Consider the following 17577-nt stretch of genomic DNA (forward strand, 5'->3'; position numbering starts at 1 on the left):
CCTCCAATAACATTATTTGTTTATTTCCGCACATTTTGTTCAATAACAAGTCAAAAACCAATCATGTTAATTTCCCGCTGCAACAAAGATCATTGTAATTATTTGCGGTCCGTAATATTCACCCTCACATATCGCTTCTTTGCCTTTATTCAGCAAGTTAAGCTGTGCATTCATTAGGTCATTGTGACCAGTTCAATTTAAATATGACTTGTGCAACCAGGGGAAAATAGCGTTTTTCCAAACCGGTACGGCGATGAGATAACCTTATTGGTTATTCCTCTTCTGATAAATCGCTCGATTAATCTTCCGGTAAAGCTGAAGTTTTCTATTTATCTCGTGATCAACATCACAAATTATTCCGCAGCCGGAAGAGTGTTTTTCAGCTAACCTATTGAATCAACTCATCATGATTTGAGTTAAGTCACACACCCGCGCGGTCCCGGCGCCAGGAAAGTTCTGGAAAAAAATTGCAGTGGCTGAAAAGTCGGTAAAATGCCCTTTTTCCGGTTAATTCATGGCATGGGACGAACCCTTAACCTGCCGTTGCAGCGGGTTGATGCTAAGATCGCCCTTTTGACGAGAAAGATAATAACTTCATGACAGCACTGGACGCCGCACAACATCCGCGAGACGCTCGCTTTCTGCACTGGTCAACACGTACCGTGTTTCTCATCAATGGTCTCGGCATGTCCGCCTGGGCTCCTCTGGTGCCGTTTGCCCGCGATCGTCTGCACTTAACCGGCAGCATGCTCGGTGCATTATTGCTGTGCCTTGGCATTGGTTCGCTGGCCGCAATGCCGGTTACCGGAAAACTGGTGGCGCGCCATGGTTGCCGACGTGTCATGCTCTGCTCCACTGCGTTGGTGCTGATGATGCTGCCGCTGCTGGCGACAGCCAGCCAGACCGGAGTGATGGCAGTGGCGCTGATGTTGTTTGGTGCCGGACTTGGCACGCTCGATGTCGCCATGAACTATCAGGCAGTAGAAGTAGAAAAAGCCGCGCGTCGTCCGATGATGTCCGGCTTTCACGCTTTCTTTAGTCTGGGCGGGATTATCGGCGCCGCGACGGTCAGCCTGCTGATGAGCGCCGGACTGTCGCCACTCGCCGCAGTGGGCGTGGTGATGGTGGTAATGGTGTTGCTGCTGTTACGCAGCCAGCCAGGGATGATGACCACCCGTTTACACCAGCCTGATCAGCCATGGCTGGTGATTCCACGCGGCTGGGTGGCCTTTCTCGGACTGCTGTGCTTTATCCTGTTTCTCGCCGAAGGCGCGGTACTCGACTGGGGTGCCCTGCTGCTGTTACAAAGCCCGGAGATGCCCGCCACCTGGGCCGGACTGGGCTATGCGGTGTTTTCTGTTGCCATGACCCTCGGACGGTTTACCGGAGATAAAATCATCCAGCGCTGCGGGCGTTATCCGGTGATGCTGGGCGGCGCTCTGGCGGCAGCGGCGGGCATGACGCTGGCTGTCATGATCCCCTGGCCTGGTCTGGCGTTGCTGGCTTTTCTGCTGGTGGGGTTCGGCCTGGCCAATACGGTGCCGATGTTGTTCAATGCTGCCGGAAATCAACACGATATGCCGTCAAATCTGGCGATTTCCGCCATGACAACCTTAGGCTATGCAGGTATTCTTTCAGGTCCGGCTTTGATCGGATTAATATCCCAGTGGATCAGCCTGAGCGGCGCATTTTTGCTTATCGCCCTGCTGCTGCTGGCTGTAGCTGCCAGTGCCCGACTGGTTGCGCGATAATTTCAGGTGCCTGAGACGCTATGTTGCCTTACAAATTTCCTCTGACATCCGGCAATGTGACCCGCTTTTTTGTGGTGTTCAACCTGGTGCTGTTCCTCGCGCTGGGCGCGATGGTGCACAACAGCGTTAATGCCTGGATCACCGATAAGCGCTACGCGATGACCGATCTGGCACGCGCCATGCAGAAGCGCATCGATGCGTACCGCTTCGCCACCTGGCAGATTTATGAAAACCTTGCCACCAGCGCTGCCGGTTCCACACCGAACAGCAGCCTGCAGGAAACCCGTCTGCGTCCGGATGTGTATTACCTGGAAAAAACCCGTCGCAAAACCGAAGCGCTGATTTTTGGTTCCCACGACAGCAGCACGCTGGATATGACCATGCGCATGTCCAACTACCTCGATACCCTGTGGGGGGCGGAAAATCCCACCTGGTCGATGTATTTCCTCAATGGTCAGGATAACAGCCTGATCATGATCTCAACCCTGCCGCTGAAAGATATGGCGACACGCTATAAAGAAAGCGCGATCAATTCGCTGGTAGATAGCCGCCGTGCCGAGATGTTGCAGCAGGCTAATGCGCTGGATGAACGCGAGAGCTTTTCACCGCTGCGCCACTTTGCCTGGCAGAATGACCATTACTTCACGCTGCGTACCACCTTTAATCAACCGGGTCATTTAGCCACGGTGGTGGCTTTTGATTTACCGGTCAACGATCTGATTCCGCGCAGCATGCCGCTGGAGAATTTCCTGCTACGTCAGGACACCACGCAGTCCAGCAGCAGCAACAGCGATGATGAAACCAGCGAAACCACTCATGTTTCACTGGTTAACCCGAATCTGGAAATTGCGGCATCGCTGCCAAGCACCTCGTTGCAGCTGGTATACCGTGTACCCATCACCAACCTGATTATTGATAGCCTGCATAATCTGCTGTGGCCGTTACTGGTCAATCTGCTGCTGTTCCTGCTGTCGATAGCCGGTATCACCCTGCTGCGCCAGCAGTCGCTGCGCCCGAATGAGAACCAAAGTGCGGAGCTGGATTCCCTGCGCATGTTGAATGAAGAGATTGTCGCCAGTTTGCCGGTCGGCTTGCTGGTGTATGATTTCGCCACCAACCGTACTTTGCTGAGCAACAAGATCGCTGAACATTTGCTGCCGCATCTGAACCTGCAAAAAATCATCAATATGTCCGATCAACATCAGGGCGTGTTGCAGGCCACCATCAATAACGAGGTGTACGAGATCCGCCACGCGCGCAGCGTGCTGTCGCCGCATACGCAGCTATTTATGATGCGCGATCAGGATCGCGAGTTGCTGGTCAACAAAAAGCTGCAAAAAGCCCAGCAGGTCCTGGATCGTAATCACCAGATGCGTCAGCAGTTGATGCATAACCTCGGCCACGCCCTGCACCGCCCTCTGGAAAGTATGGTGGCGCAGCTGGTGCAGCTCAGCCAGCGCGACAGCGATGAGAGCGTGCTCGATCTGCTCGACGAAAGCCAGGGGCTGGCGCGTCTGGTGGATGACATTGTGCTGCTCAACCGTCTGGAGGCCCATGACTGGTCGCCAGATGCCAGCCGTTTCAACCTGCAGGAGTTGCTGGATGAAATTGCGCTGGAAAGCCTGCCGCTGCTGCGCCGCAAAGGCCTGGCGCTGGTGGTGAATAATCACCTCGCCAATGATGAGATCCGCTTTGGCGATCGCCGTGCGCTGCGCAAAGTGCTGACCACCCTGATGCATTACTCGCTGACCACCACGCTTTGGGGCAAGATTTCCCTCGACATTAAGGCCAGTGAAAGCAAGCCAGACCGCATCCTGTTGCAACTGGTCGATACCGGTTCCGGTCTGACGGTTGACGAGCTGGCAAACGTCGATTTCCCGTTCCTCGGCGATACCACACAGGATCGTTTTGGTCAGGCATCCGGCATGGCCTTCTTCCTGTGCAAACAGCTGTGTAAACAGATGGGGGGTTCTCTGGAAATTGTGGCAAAACCGGATATCGGCACCCGCTACAATATCCAGTTACCGCTGGCGCTGGAACAGCAGACCGAGCAGGAAGAGAAGCTGCTGGAAGGCGTCAATGTGCTGGTCGATATCGCCATGGAAGATGTGCATAAAATTGTTTGTCGCCACCTGGAGAACTGGGGGGCGAAGTGCCTGACTTCTGACGAGCGTTTGTCAGGGCAGGAACATGATGTGCTGGTAACTGACGACCCTTCACGCCTTAACGGCTGGGCGCTGTTACTGGCGGGTGATGAGATGGGTCACCACGCGCTGAACGATCAACAATTCCGCGTTAACTTTAACCTCAGTAATGCATTACTCGATGCGTTGCTGGCATTGATCGAGAAGCAACTGGCCCATGATTTAATGGAGGAGACTAACGAAGATGAGGCTGCCACACCGCTACTAAGCGGAGGCTATTTTCAGCTGTTTACCGAGACAGTTCCGCCTGATGTCAAGAGACTGTATACTGAAGCAGCGGAGAAGGATTACCCCTCGCTTGCTCAGACAGCGCATCGCCTGAAAGGCGTGTTTGCCATGCTAAATCTGGTGCCAGGTAAACAGCTTTGTGAAGAGTTAGAACAGCACATTAAAGTATGTGACGATTCAACCATTAAAAATACCACCAGTGAAATTGACGCTTATGTCAATCAACTGCTGCAGCAAGGTAACCCATAAGATGAATAACCTGAATGTAATTATTGCCGATGACCATCCAATTGTTCTGTTTGGTATCCGTAAGTCTCTGGAACAGATTGAATGGGTCAACGTTGTAGGTGAGTTCGAAGACTCAACAGCACTGATTAATAGCCTGTCCAAACTCGATGCCAATGTCCTGATTACTGACCTCTCCATGCCAGGCGAGAAGTATGGTGACGGTATTACCCTGATCAAATACATCAAACGTCATTATCCGGACCTCTCGATTATCGTTCTGACCATGAACAATAACCCGGCGATCCTGAGTGCCGTACTGGATCTGGATATTGAAGGGATCGTGCTGAAACAGGGTGCACCGACTGACCTGCCAAAAGCGCTGGCAGCATTGCAGAAAGGCAAAAAATACACGCCGGAAAGCGTGGCTAAGCTGCTGGAGAAAATCAGTGCGGGTGGTTATGGTGACAAACGTCTGTCACCGAAAGAGAGTGAAGTGCTGCGTCTGTTCGCCGAAGGTTTCCTGGTCACTGAAATCGCCAAGAAGCTGAACCGCAGTATCAAAACCATCAGCAGCCAGAAAAAATCGGCGATGATGAAGCTGGGCGTGGATAACGATATCGCGCTGCTGAACTACCTCTCTTCCGTCAGCGCCACCCAGGTCGACAAAGAGTAACCCCGTTCAGGCGGTGCCGTCGCACCGCCTGTTCTGCCATTCCCTACCCTTCCCGCGTTTTCCGTACCCGCTCTGCGTAGATCGCCAGCGTGGTTTTCAACACATCCAGCGTCACCGGTTTGGACAGGCAGTTATCCATCCCCGCCTCCATACAACGCTGCTTCTCTTCCGCCAATGCATTGGCTGTCACGCCAATCACCGGGAACGCGTGTCCCAGCTGACGCAAACGCTGTGTGAGACGATAGCCATCCATATTTGGCATATTCACGTCGCTCAGCACGATATCAATATGGTTACGACTGAGTACATTCAACGCATCGACACCATCCTGCGCAGTTTTCACCTGATAGCCCAAAGTGCCGAGCTGTTCTGACAACAACATACGGTTGATCGGATGGTCATCAACAATCAACACCATGATGTCTTCATAGCAGGCCTCTTCAGCCACAGCCCCCGGCAACGCCAGCGGCGTAGTGGTTTCGCTGTCGATCGCAATGCGATAAATGCGCCCCAACAACACCGGCAATTCGTGCAGCGTAGCGCTGCTGTGCAGCCACTGCCCTGCGGCTATCTCCTGCGGCATATCGATGTGTTCGCCGCTGATGCAGATACGCGCTCTGACGCTTTGCAACGGCAGATCTTCATGGTCGCTGATGATCACATCGTCGCTACCGGCCTGTCCCTGATAACGGGCAACCTGCATGCCCTGCTGTTGCAGCAGGCGCAGCAGGAAGCTGGCGAGGTAATCGTTACGCAGGTCGAGCCAGAGCGCTTTTTCCTGCAACCCTTCCAGCAGAGGCGGCGCTGCCTGTTGTCCGGCGTAAATCGGGATGCGCACCACAAACTGGCTGCCCATGCCCGGCTCAGAATCCACCTCAATATCCCCGTCCATCATATTGATCAGCTTTTCGCAGATCGCCAGTCCGAGGCCGGTTCCCTGGAAGTTTCGCTGCACGCCACTGCCGACCTGGAAGAACGGGTCAAACAGCCTCGTCACCTCTTTCGCCGGAATGCCGACGCCGGTATCACGCACGCGAAACGCCAGGTAGCCTTCTTTCTCATAAGCATGGAGGATGATGCACCCGGTATGGGTAAATTTGATGGCGTTATTCAGCAGGTTAGAGATGACCTGTTGCAGACGTAGCGGATCACCATCCAGCGTCAGCGGCACATCATTTTCGATAAACACATACAGCGCGAGGCGTTTGCGCACCACCAGCGAAAGGTAGTTGCCGACGATATGGTTAATCACCTCACGCGGGGAGAAAGGACGCGGTTCAATCTTCAGCTGCTCAGACTCAATTTTCGAGAAATCGAGAATGTCGCTGATAATTTTCAGCAGCAGACTGGAGGAGTTATTCATCGCCGTGACCAGCGAATCCACCCCTTTCGGTAACGCTTTGGTCTGCAACAGATCGAGGTTTCCGATGATCCCGTACAGCGGCGTACGTAATTCATGGCTGACGGTGGCGAGGAACATCGATTTCGACGCACTGGCCTGCTCTGCCGCCTGCGCCATCTCCTGTAACGATTGCTCCATACGCACGCGTGCCGAAACATCCACCAGCACGCAGATCGCCACGTTTTCATTGCGATAGCGCGAATGAACAAAGCTAATTTGCAGGTTGGTATTGCTGCCCGTCAGCACATCAACAAAGTTAACCTGCTGGCCACCAATGATTTCGTTCAGGCGCTGCCGGTCTTCCTGGGTAAGCAACGTCAGGTAATTGTGCGCCAGTTCATTGCTGAGGATATTGGTGCCGTCACTGGTGCGCAGGATACAAATCCCCACCGGCGCAGAGGCTACAATTTTACGGTTGAACTGTTCATGTTCTTCCAGCCGATGTGCATTATCTTCCGCCGGCAGAAACATGCGGCGCTCAAATATCCACGCCAGAGTAAACAGCAATAATGCGCTGAGAATATTCAGCAGCAGCGCGTTAATCAGCATCAGTTTCAGCTGATCAACCAGCACATCGGTGGAGAGTGACCAGACAATATTGAGGTCAGACGGCGGCAACGGTTTTTTCAGCACCAGCTGACGGTAACCGTCCAGATAGCCGAACCAGGTTTTGTCATCAGGCAGATCATCAAGGGAGTAACCCGGACCACCGCGACGTGTGGTCAGCAGAGGGCGGTAATTCTCATCGGTGATGGTCGCCACCAGCGGCAATCCACCCGGCTGAATAAATTCATCGAGGCGAATGTTTTGCTCCACCCCGAGCAGCGCCTGCAGTTTATTCGCCACATAGACCGGCATCACCATAGAGAAACTGCCCACTCCTGGCTGGGTGCCTTCGGTGATCCAGTACATCGGATTACGACGCTCGTCTTCATTGCTGCTGCGATAGCGCAGCACACGCTCGCGCAGTGCTTTCAGGCTGCGATCCCGATCCACCGTATTACTGCCAATGGTGAAATCGGCCAGGCACTGATTTTCTCCGCCGATAAAGAACACCCGATTCAGCTCATAGGCCGAAGCAAAATTACTTTTCCAGTAATTGATGTAGTAACTGAGGGAATCGAGGGAGTTACGCCAGGTGCTGCTCATTGAGGTGCAATCACCGTCGGAAAACAGCGGCGTGAATTGCGGCAGCGTCCCTTTGCTGGTGGGCATGCCGTTCAGCACATCCAGACCACTGGCACTGCTGGTGAGGCGGTTTTCCGTGATGTACTTCAGTTCACGCATCACATCTGCCGAGTGGCGGACATACCATTCCGCCTGACCGTAGTTGGCGTCAAATTCCTGGCGAACCGCATTCTCTTTTTCGTGCAGCACATTGATGATGTAAAAGGTGGTCAGCAACGCACCCAGCGACCAAAGCAGCAACGCCAGTGCGCGGAACAGGTAGCGCGAGATACGGAGCGTGGTACGGAAGGAGACGAGATATTTCAATGCAGGCTCAACTCACGGCAAGGGGTAAAGGTCAGGGAATTATTATGCCCATACACTAGCTTTATCATCCCGAAAAAGCCAGACGGAGCGCCGCTTCCGGTCAAAACTCAGAAAAAGAAACGGCAGGTCGGTTGCCCTGACCTGCCGTTGGTTATCACCGAGACAGATTACTCTTCTTCGTCTGCTTCCGGTGCATCGTCGTCGTTGTCTGTTTCCGGCGCGATATCCTCTTCGCCTTCGGCAACGCTACCATCGATGGCATCGAGTTCTTCCTCTTCCACCGGTTCGACCACACGTTGCAGACCCACCACGTTTTCATCTTCTGCGGTACGAATCAGAATCACGCCCTGGGTATTACGACCCACGATGCTGACTTCCGACACGCGAGTACGCACCAGCGTACCGGCATCGGTAATCATCATGATCTGATCGCAGTCGTCCACCTGCACCGCACCGACTACCGGCCCATTACGCTCGGTGACCTTAATGGAGATCACACCCTGAGTCGCACGGGATTTGGTCGGGTATTCGCTGTTGGCGGTACGTTTACCGTAACCATTTTGCGTCACGGTCAGGATCGCGCCTTCTTCACGCGGCACAATCAGCGATACCACTTTGTCGCTTTCGGCCAGCTTGATACCGCGTACGCCTGAAGCTGAACGCCCCATCGCACGGACGGCACTTTCCGCAAAGCGCACCACTTTACCGGCAGCAGAGAACAGCATGGTTTCATCGCTACCGTTGGTCAGCGCCACACCGATCAGCTCATCATCTTCACGCAGATTGATGGCGATGATGCCAGCACTACGCGGACGGCTGAATTCCTGCAACGCGGTTTTCTTCACGGTGCCGTCAGCGGTTGCCATAAAGATGTTGAAGCCTTCGGTGTACTCGCGTACCGGCAGAATGGCGGTGATGCGTTCGTTCGCTTCCAGCGGTAGCAGGTTGACGATCGGACGGCCACGTGCGCCACGGCTGGCTTCCGGCAGCTGATACACCTTCATCCAGTACAGACGGCCACGGCTGGAGAAGCACAGAATCGTATCGTGGGTGTTGGCCACCAGCAGACGGTCGATAAAGTCTTCTTCTTTAATACGTGCGGCGGATTTGCCTTTACCACCGCGGCGCTGGGCTTCATAGTCCGTCAGCGGCTGGTATTTGACATAACCCTGATGCGACAGCGTCACGACCACATCTTCCTGGTTGATCAGGTCTTCGATGTTGATGTCTGCGCTGTTGGCGGTAATCTCAGTGCGACGCTCATCGCCAAACTGGTCGCGCATCGCTTCCAGTTCTTCACGGATCACTTCCATCAGGCGCTCTGCGCTTGCAAGGATATGCAGCAACTCAGCGATTTGATCGAGCAGTTCTTTATATTCGTCGAGCAGCTTCTCGTGTTCCAGGCCGGTCAGTTTCTGCAAACGCAGATCCAGAATGGCCTGAGCCTGCTGCTCAGTCAGATAGTATTGACCGTCACGAATACCGAACTCGGCTTCCAGCCACTCCGGACGCGCAGCGTCATCACCGGCACGCTCCAGCATCGCGGCCACATTGCCGAGATCCCACGACTGCGCAATCAGGCCTGCTTTCGCTTCTGCTGGCGTCGGTGCGCGACGGATCAACTCGATAATCGGATCGATGTTAGCCAGCGCAATCGCCAGACCTTCAAGGATATGGGCACGATCGCGCGCTTTGCGCAGTTCGAAAATCGTACGACGCGTCACCACTTCACGACGATGGCGAACGAACGCTTCAAGGATCTCTTTCAGCGCCATAATTTTCGGCTGGCCCTGATGCAGCGCCACCATGTTGATACCGAAAGAAACCTGCAGCTGAGTCAGCGAGTAAAGGTTGTTCAGTACCACTTCACCGACCGCATCGCGTTTGATCTCGATAACGATGCGCATGCCGTCTTTATCCGACTCATCACGCAGGGCGCTGATGCCTTCGACACGCTTCTCTTTCACCAGCTCGGCAATCTTCTCGATCAGGCGTGCTTTGTTCACCTGATACGGCAGCTCGTGAATGATGATGGTTTCACGACCGCTTTTCGCGTCAGCTTCCACTTCGCCACGCGCACGGATATAGATTTTACCGCGACCGGTACGGTAGGCTTCTTCGATACCACGACGACCATTGATGATGGCGGCGGTCGGGAAATCTGGCCCCGGAATGTGCTCCATCAGCCCTTCAACGCTGATGTTTTCATCATCAATATAGGCCAGGCAGCCGTTAATCACTTCGCGCAGGTTGTGCGGCGGAATGTTGGTGGCCATACCGACGGCGATACCGGAAGAACCGTTAACCAGCAGGTTAGGGATTTTAGTCGGCAGGACCTCAGGAATCTGCTCGGTTCCGTCATAGTTAGGAACGAAATCGACAGTCTCTTTTTCCAGGTCCGCTAACAAATCGTGGGCGATTTTGGCCATACGCACTTCGGTGTAACGCATCGCTGCGGCGGAGTCGCCGTCGATGGAGCCGAAGTTGCCTTGACCGTCTACCAACATGTAACGCAGGGAGAAAGGCTGGGCCATACGAACGATGGTGTCATAAACGGCAGAATCACCGTGCGGGTGATATTTACCGATAACGTCACCGACCACACGGGCGGATTTTTTATAGGGTTTGTTCCAGTCGTTACCCAGTTCGCTCATGGCAAAAAGCACACGGCGGTGCACTGGCTTCAGGCCATCACGGACGTCGGGTAAGGCTCGGCCAACGATGACCGACATGGCGTAATCGAGATACGAGTTTTTCAACTCTTCTTCGATATTGACCGGTGTAATTTCTCTCGCAAGGTCGCTCATGGAGCCGCTATCCCTCTACATAATCCCGGAATTCAAAGGTGCGAAAGTATATCACATTGCTTACATGGGGTGAATGTTAAGCGCGGTTTAATCCCGCTTTTCCTTTGTTCTGAGAGGTGCGCAGGCCGCGCTTAAGCGTTTATACTGAAGCCACATTTTGTCTGGAGTCATGATTCAATGAATGAACAACCGCAGGAAAGCCGCCAGAACGTCGATCACAACGAAATTGCCAAGTTTGAGGCAGTCGCATCGCGCTGGTGGGATTTAGAGGGTGAATTTAAGCCGTTACACCGCATTAATCCCCTGCGTCTTGGCTGGATTGCCCAGCACAGCAATGGTTTGTTTGGCAAGAAGGTGCTGGATGTAGGCTGCGGCGGCGGCATTCTGGCGGAAAGCATGGCGCGCGAAGGCGCAGAAGTCACCGGGTTAGATATGGGTGCTGAACCGCTGGAAGTGGCGCGTCTGCATGCGCTGGAGAGCGGTATCAGCGTCAACTACGTGCAGCAAACGGTGGAAGATCATGCCCTCAGCCATGCGGGCCAATATGACGTGGTCACCTGCATGGAGATGCTGGAGCATGTGCCGGACCCACGTTCGGTGGTGCTGGCTTGTGCGCAGCTGGTGAAACCTGGCGGCGAAGTCTTTTTCTCCACCATCAACCGCAACCCGAAAGCCTGGCTGCTGGCCGTGTTTGGTGCCGAATATGTGATGCGCATGGTGCCGCGCGGCACGCATGACGTGAAGAAGTTTATCCGTCCGGCGGAGTTGCTGAACTGGGTGGATGAAACCCCGCTGCGTGAGCAGGGGATGATTGGTTTGCATTATAATCCGCTGACCAATCAGTTCCGGTTGGGTCGTGGCGTCGATGTGAATTATATGGTGCATACGCACCGGCAGGATTAAGGCGGCCCTGCGCCCATCAGCAGCAGTTTGACTCTGAGAAGGTTCCGCCCGCCAGGCAGCAGCGGTTTAGCTATGAGAAGGTTCCGCCCGCCAGGCAGCAGCGGTTTAGCTATGAGAAGGTTCCGCCCGCCAGGCTTTAGGCAGTTTCAGGGCCGCCTGTGCAGGCGGACGGGCAAAGGTCCGAGGGCGCGGACCTTTGCAATCCGCGCCCTGCGGCGTCCTCGCGCAGCGCTACGCGCTGTTCCCTCGCTTATCACTCAGGCCTGACGGACCGCGCGGATTCGCCATCCATGGCTCATGCCGCCCTCTCGCCGCATCCTTGCGGCTCGTCCTGGCCTTCACTCTGCACTCGGCGCTGCGAATGCCGCCACCCTCCCCGCCTGCACGCCCGGCGCTGTCTGCATTGCGCGATAAATCGCGCCGCTACGTTACGTGCAATCCTTTGTAGCGGCGCAATTTATCGCGCAGGCAGCCATGGCGAAAGCACAGAAAAGCATTGATGTGGCAGCGGCTGCTGGGCGCCATCCGGACTCGCTGAGCGCGGGAACGATTCCAGGATGAGCCGCATGGATGCGGCGAAAGGCGGCGTTGAGCAGGAGCGAATCGACGCCGGTCCGTCGGAAGTTGTAGCGGCGCGATTTATCGCGCGAAAAAGCCGCGAAGCGGCGAGGCAGGCGGCGCAAGGCCGGGGAATGCAAAGGGGACGGCCAGGTCCCCTTTGCTCGGTCGCCGCACTGGCGAACTGAAACTCCCTCAGCCCGTAGCGAACGAAAACACTCCGAACACGGGCCTGCCCGTAACCATCACGGATATATCCCTTTAAACACCGTTTTCTTCCTTGGTTCAGTCATCAGCGCCTCCAGCGCCTCCACACAAACCAGATAGTGCGATGTTTTTTTATGGGCCAGCACCGCCGCCTCATCCGCATAAGCTTCATAAATAAAAAAACGCGTCGGCACGTTACTGTCCTGCAAAACATCAAAACGCAGGTTGCCAGGTTCCTGTACCGCCCCAAGATGATTTGCCTGGAATACTCGTAAAAATTCGTCGATACAGTCGGCTTTTACGTTGATCTCCACCAGAGTGACTTCCATTCACGTTCTCCTTAAAAATCGTAGTTGTCGATGTTGTCTTTGGTAAACACCACGCGCTCAGGCAACAGCACGATACCGTTGCCTTTGGCTTCATAATTGTAGCCCTGCACGCTGTTGTCGGAGACCGTCACTTTGCCCACATCCGGTACCTGTAAACTGTCTCCAGGATTGAGATCGCCTTTCAGCAACTGATTCGCCACCGCAATCGAAATCCGGCCCTGCTTCACCACATCCCACAGACCGAACTGCTGCACCGTCCCGCGCTTAACATAGGGTCGCATCACGTTCGGGGTGCTAAACCCAACAATGGTCACATCCTTACGCCCAAGGTTTTCCGCTGCCTGCGCCGCAGCCGGTAACGCATTGGCGTCCGGGGCGATGATCGCATCCAGATCGCTCCAGGATTTCAGGATCCCCTCCGCCGTCTGCAATGATTTGGTGGCATCGTTATAGCCATACTGGGTGGTGACAATCTCCCAGTTAGGGTGATCTTTGGCGATCTTCGCTTTCGCTTCTTTTACCCATTGATTCTGATCGGTCACCGTCGGGCTGGAATAGAAGAACGCGACCCTGGCTTTATCCTTTTTCACCTGGCTGGCAGCCATATCCACCAGCATGCCACCCAGCTGCGCAGGGGTGCCCTGATTAATATAAATCGAGCGGCATTCCGGTTTGGTGTCGGAGTCCCAGGTGAGCACCTTCACACCGCGTTGCATCGCGCGTTTCAACGCCGGGCACAGGCCGTCTGGCGAAACCGCGGCTACGACGATGGCGTTATAACCCTGATTAACAAAGTTATTGATCATCTGCACCTGGCCGGAAACGCTCGGCTCGGTGGGGCCATCATAGGTCACATCAACGCCGAGGGCTTTTCCGGCCTCGGTGGCCCCTTTGCCGCCGCTGGTGAAATACCCTACCCCCACCAACTTGGGGATAAAGGCGATCCGTTCGGCTGCCTGAACGCTCAGACTGGCACCGAGGACACAGCACAGGGCCAGAGATAACCGCTGCATTTTCATGATTTTTACTCCTGGTAAGATGCGCGATCGCGCGTGAATCGCGCACGCAAACGCCGGCTAAGCTGGCGCACAATGCCTGGATTCAGGCTCCAGGAGCGTCCGATCACCGCAAGAATCAGCAGTGCGCCAGAAAGCGCGCTACTGACCTGACTCGACACTCCCACCATTTGCAAACCCTGCTGCAAAAAACCGATGACCAGCGTGGCCAGCGCGGTGCCCAGCACCGAACCCGCCCCACCGTAAATATTGGCACCGCCCAGCACCACCGCCGTGATCGCAGGCATTAACAGCGGCGCACCGAGGTCGGCACGCGCCGAGCCGAAGTACGCGCTCATCACCGCCGCCGCCAGCGCCGATGCCAGCCCGACCAGGCTGTAAAGCAGCAGCAACGTGCGGTTGACCGGCAACGCGCCATAGCGCGCCGCACGCAGGTTCTGGCCGAGCAAAAACACATAGCGTCCGGTACGCGTCCGGTGCATCAGCAGCCAGAACAACAAGCAGAGCAGCGTAAACAACAGCAGTGGCATCGGTATGCCGAGCGGGGTGAGATTGGCTAAATCGGTAAAGGTCGCCGGAAAATCCCCGATCCCTTCAAAGCCGGTCGCTCCGGCCAGCCCGGAAAGCAGCAGCGCACCGCCACCGTAGAGATAAAGCGTGCCGAGGGTGATCACCAGCGGGTTCACGCCGGTCCAGAGGATGAGCGCGCCATTGAGCCAGCCACACAGGCTGCCCAGCAACAGCGTACACAGTAAAGCAACCGGTAAAGGCCAGTGACTTTGCAGCATGATACCGAGTGCGATAGCACATAAGCCGGTCACCGCGGCAAAGGAGATGTCGATACCGCCACTGACAATCACCAGCGTCAGCGGCAAGGCGACAATGCCGACGGTGATAAAATCGCTGGTGCTGAATAGCAGGGTGTCGATGTTCAGCATGCGTGGATTACCCCAGCCAAACAGCAGGATTTCCAGCACCAGCAGCAGCGCCAGCGCGCCTTCCCAGTTCAGATAGCGCTTCATTCGGTCGCTCCCCGGCGCGAGGCCGCTGTCGGCGGTGGTTTAACGGTTTTTTTTCGTGCCGGAGGGGATAAAAAACGGGCGTACTTTTGCCGATGCAGACGGCGGGTCAGCGCCTGGCGTAAGCGTCCGTCAATCACCAGCACCGCCAGCAGCACCAGTCCCGAGATAAAATCATTCCACCATGCCGGTAGCCTGAGCAGCACCAGCACACTATCGATTTGCGTCAGGAACCAGGCACCGAGTATCGCCCCCAGCAGGGTCCCCGAACCGCCCAGTAAACTGACACCGCCCAGCACACAGGCTGCGATGGCTTTCATCTCCATCCCGGTGCCGGTTTGATTGGGCACAAAACCAATTTGCGCAGCAAACACCATCCCGGCCAGCGCCGCCAGCGCGCCGTTAGCAGTGAAAGCCAGTAAACGCACCTGATTGACCGGCACGCCCAGCTGACGCGCGCCCTGCAAATTATCACCGGTGGCATAAAAGTTGCGGCCGGCAGCGGTCCGCGCGAGGAACAACATCATCGTAAGCGCGATAAGCAAAATCATGATGCCCAGCGGTGACAGCCCCGCCACTACCGGCGCGGCCAGGGTTTTCAGCTGCTCCGGCAACCCTTCGATCCATTTGCCACCGGTCAGCAACAGCATCAGGCCGCGATAAAGCCCGAGAGTGCCCAGGGTGGCGACAATCGCCGGAATACGCAGCCCGGTGACCAGTACACCATTAAACAATCCGGCTAACATACCGGTGCCCAGCGTTGACAGACAGGCCAGCGGCAGTGCGACTCCCTGATTCAACAGAACACCCAACACCGCAGCACACAGCCCCATGGTGGAACCGCAGGACACATCAATATTGCGCGTCAGCAGCACCAGCGTGGCACCCATCGCCAGCAGAATGGCGATCTGCGCACTGCCAAAAATCATCCCCACTAATTGCAGGCTAACGTTCTGACGATCCAGCAGCCAGGGCAGCATAAACAACAGCAGGATCGCCAACAGGGTGCTCAGCTCCCGGTGGGTTTGCAGGTATTTCAGCATCAGTATTCTCCTGCTGCCTGAGCGCTACGACCCCAGGCCATCTGAATGATATGTTCCGCACTCACCGCCGCTCCGGATAATTCGCCCACCAGCGCACCCTGATGCATCACCACCACGCGATCCGCCAGCAGCGCGACCTCATCCAGATCCGAAGAGATAATGATCAGGCCGATCTGCTGCGCCACCACCGATCGCAACAACTGATAGATATCAGCGCGAGCGGCCACATCCACCCCGCGCGTCGGTTCATCGACGATCAGGACTTTCGGCATCGCCTCGAGGCAATTTGCCAGCAATAACTTTTGCTGATTCCCCCCGGAAAGCGTGCGCGCCAGCTGGTCGTTGTGACTGAATTTGATCCCCAGCGCGCGCTGGTAGCGTGTCAGCACAGCCCTCTCCTGCCGGGGCCGCAGCCACCAGCTGCGCCGTGGCAGCGTTAATGCGGTGACGTTCCACGCCAGCGGTGCATCCGGATAGAGGCCGGAGGTTTGCCGGTCTTCCGGCAGATAAACCAGCCCGGCGCGCAGACGCGCGGCTGTCGGTAGCGACAACAGATCCTGCTGCTGCAAACGGACCGTGCCGCTGCTGGCGGTGCGTAATCCGTACAGCGTTTCCGCCAGTTCGGTACGCCCGGCCCCAACAATGCCCGCCAGACCGAGGATTTCCCCCGCTTTCACCTGCAACGAAATCTGACGAAAACCTTCACCACTCAACTCATCAACCTGCAATAGCACCTGGCCTTTTTGCTCCGCAGGCACGTTACCCGCCTGTAACCACAGCTGCTGCTCAGCGCTCAGTGGGGCTTGTCGTTCGGGCGGCATCATTGCCGCCACCAGCGCGTCATCATCCAGCGCATTAATGCTGCCCTGTAACACCACGCAACCGTCACGCATCACGCTGACCTGATGCGCCAGCGCCCGAATTTCCGGCAGCTTATGGGAAATGAACACCACCCCCACGCCCTGCCCGGCCAGCTGTCGCACCAGGCGGAACAGGCGATCGGTTTCCACCGGGGTTAATGACGCGGTTGGCTCATCGAAAATCACCACTCTGGCGTCGCGCATCAGGCCACGCAGAATCTCCACCTGTTGCTGGTCAGCCACCGCCAGGGTACCGGCCAGTGCGTCCAGCGGCAGCGCGCTGCCCATCTGGCTGAGTAAGGTTTGCAGTTTTTGGTTGTCCGCCTGGGCGCGCGGCAGGCGAAAAAGGATGTTCTCGCGCACCGTCAGGCTGGGGAACAACAATGGCTCCTGTGGCACCAGGTAGATACCACACTGATGTGCTTTGGCCGGGGTCATTAACGTCAGGGGCTGATTAGCGAGGGTAAGCGTGCCGCTATCCGGTTGTTCGATTCCGGCAATGATTTTCATCAGCGTTGATTTGCCTGCGCCATTGCCACCGAGCAAGGCGTGAATCTGCCCCGCATGCAGTTGAAAATCGATGCCACGTAGCACCGGCACACCGGAAAACGCCTTACAGACCGCAGTGATGTGTAACAGCAAGCTGGATTGCCGATTGACCTGATCCTGCACCATTGCCGCTCCCGATAAGAACAAATGATTTTTAAATAACATTATGTTCACAATCCTGGATAAGCTTTTTCGATAAAACTCTCGCAGCGGTCACAGATTGTTATTTCGCCAACATGGCGCGTATGATTGTGGCTGACTTGTTGTGCGAACTGCCAGCACGGTCACATTTCCTTCAACAACCAA

The 17577-nt window shown here is 55.7% G+C and carries 11 protein-coding genes; 4 read left to right on the forward strand and 7 right to left on the reverse strand.

Annotated elements, in window-relative coordinates; translation table 11 throughout:
* Positions 1-596 precede the first annotated feature (596 nt).
* The 3 genes from AC6I8X_RS13525 to rcsB are packed head-to-tail and all read left to right on the forward strand — an operon-like array spanning position 597 to position 5084.
* Positions 597-1751, forward strand: coding sequence for an MFS transporter (locus AC6I8X_RS13525; RefSeq protein ID WP_313684843.1), 1155 nt, complete (start codon positions 597-599; stop codon positions 1749-1751).
* A gap of 23 nt (positions 1752-1774) precedes the next feature.
* A complete protein-coding gene (gene rcsD, locus AC6I8X_RS13530) occupies positions 1775-4432 on the forward strand; it encodes a phosphotransferase RcsD (protein ID WP_497841041.1) in 2658 nt (885 codons plus the stop codon).
* Between the two features lies 1 nt (position 4433).
* Positions 4434-5084 carry a response regulator transcription factor RcsB gene (gene rcsB / locus AC6I8X_RS13535; RefSeq protein ID WP_013509853.1) on the forward strand — a complete coding sequence of 217 codons (651 nt, stop codon included), beginning with the start codon at positions 4434-4436 and terminating at the stop codon, positions 5082-5084.
* A gap of 43 nt (positions 5085-5127) precedes the next feature.
* Here rcsB and rcsC read toward each other — a convergent pair whose 3' ends face one another.
* Positions 5128-7980: a two-component system sensor histidine kinase RcsC gene (gene rcsC, locus AC6I8X_RS13540; RefSeq protein ID WP_497839970.1), complete on the reverse strand. Its 2853-nt coding sequence runs from the start codon at positions 7978-7980 to the stop codon at positions 5128-5130.
* A 167-nt stretch (positions 7981-8147) separates the two neighbouring features.
* Positions 8148-10787 carry a DNA topoisomerase (ATP-hydrolyzing) subunit A gene (gyrA, locus tag AC6I8X_RS13545; protein WP_497839971.1) on the reverse strand — a complete coding sequence of 880 codons (2640 nt, stop codon included), beginning with the start codon at positions 10785-10787 and terminating at the stop codon, positions 8148-8150.
* A 177-nt stretch (positions 10788-10964) separates the two neighbouring features.
* Between gyrA and ubiG the strand changes: the two genes are divergently transcribed.
* Positions 10965-11690 carry a bifunctional 2-polyprenyl-6-hydroxyphenol methylase/3-demethylubiquinol 3-O-methyltransferase UbiG gene (ubiG, locus tag AC6I8X_RS13550; protein WP_299445389.1) on the forward strand — a complete coding sequence of 242 codons (726 nt, stop codon included), beginning with the start codon at positions 10965-10967 and terminating at the stop codon, positions 11688-11690.
* Between the two features lie 803 nt (positions 11691-12493).
* Here ubiG and lsrG read toward each other — a convergent pair.
* Genes lsrG through lsrA form a run of 5 tightly spaced genes read right to left on the reverse strand, consistent with a single transcriptional unit; the run spans position 12494 to position 17397 of the window.
* Positions 12494-12784, reverse strand: a complete 291-nt coding sequence (lsrG, locus tag AC6I8X_RS13555) for a (4S)-4-hydroxy-5-phosphonooxypentane-2,3-dione isomerase (protein WP_497839972.1) — start codon at positions 12782-12784, stop codon at positions 12494-12496.
* Positions 12785-12795: 11 nt separating this feature from the next.
* Positions 12796-13803, reverse strand: a complete 1008-nt coding sequence (gene lsrB, locus AC6I8X_RS13560) for an autoinducer 2 ABC transporter substrate-binding protein LsrB (protein ID WP_409521715.1) — start codon at positions 13801-13803, stop codon at positions 12796-12798.
* Positions 13804-13808: 5 nt separating this feature from the next.
* The gene (gene lsrD / locus AC6I8X_RS13565; RefSeq protein WP_299445385.1) at positions 13809-14822 is read right to left on the reverse strand and encodes an autoinducer 2 ABC transporter permease LsrD; all 1014 of its coding nucleotides are present in this window, start codon (positions 14820-14822) and stop codon (positions 13809-13811) included.
* On the reverse strand, positions 14819-15862 hold the full coding sequence (gene lsrC / locus AC6I8X_RS13570) for an autoinducer 2 ABC transporter permease LsrC (protein WP_497839973.1): 1044 nt from the start codon (positions 15860-15862) through the stop codon (positions 14819-14821). Before lsrC ends, lsrD begins: the two co-directional genes overlap by 4 nt.
* Entirely contained in the window at positions 15862-17397 is a 1536-nt protein-coding gene (gene lsrA, locus AC6I8X_RS13575) for an autoinducer 2 ABC transporter ATP-binding protein LsrA (RefSeq protein ID WP_497839974.1), read from the reverse strand. The genes lsrC and lsrA overlap by 1 nt, the downstream gene beginning before the upstream one ends.
* Positions 17398-17577 lie beyond the last annotated feature (180 nt).

The organism is Pantoea sp. X-Soil-TKNS-1280, from assembly GCF_059730475.1.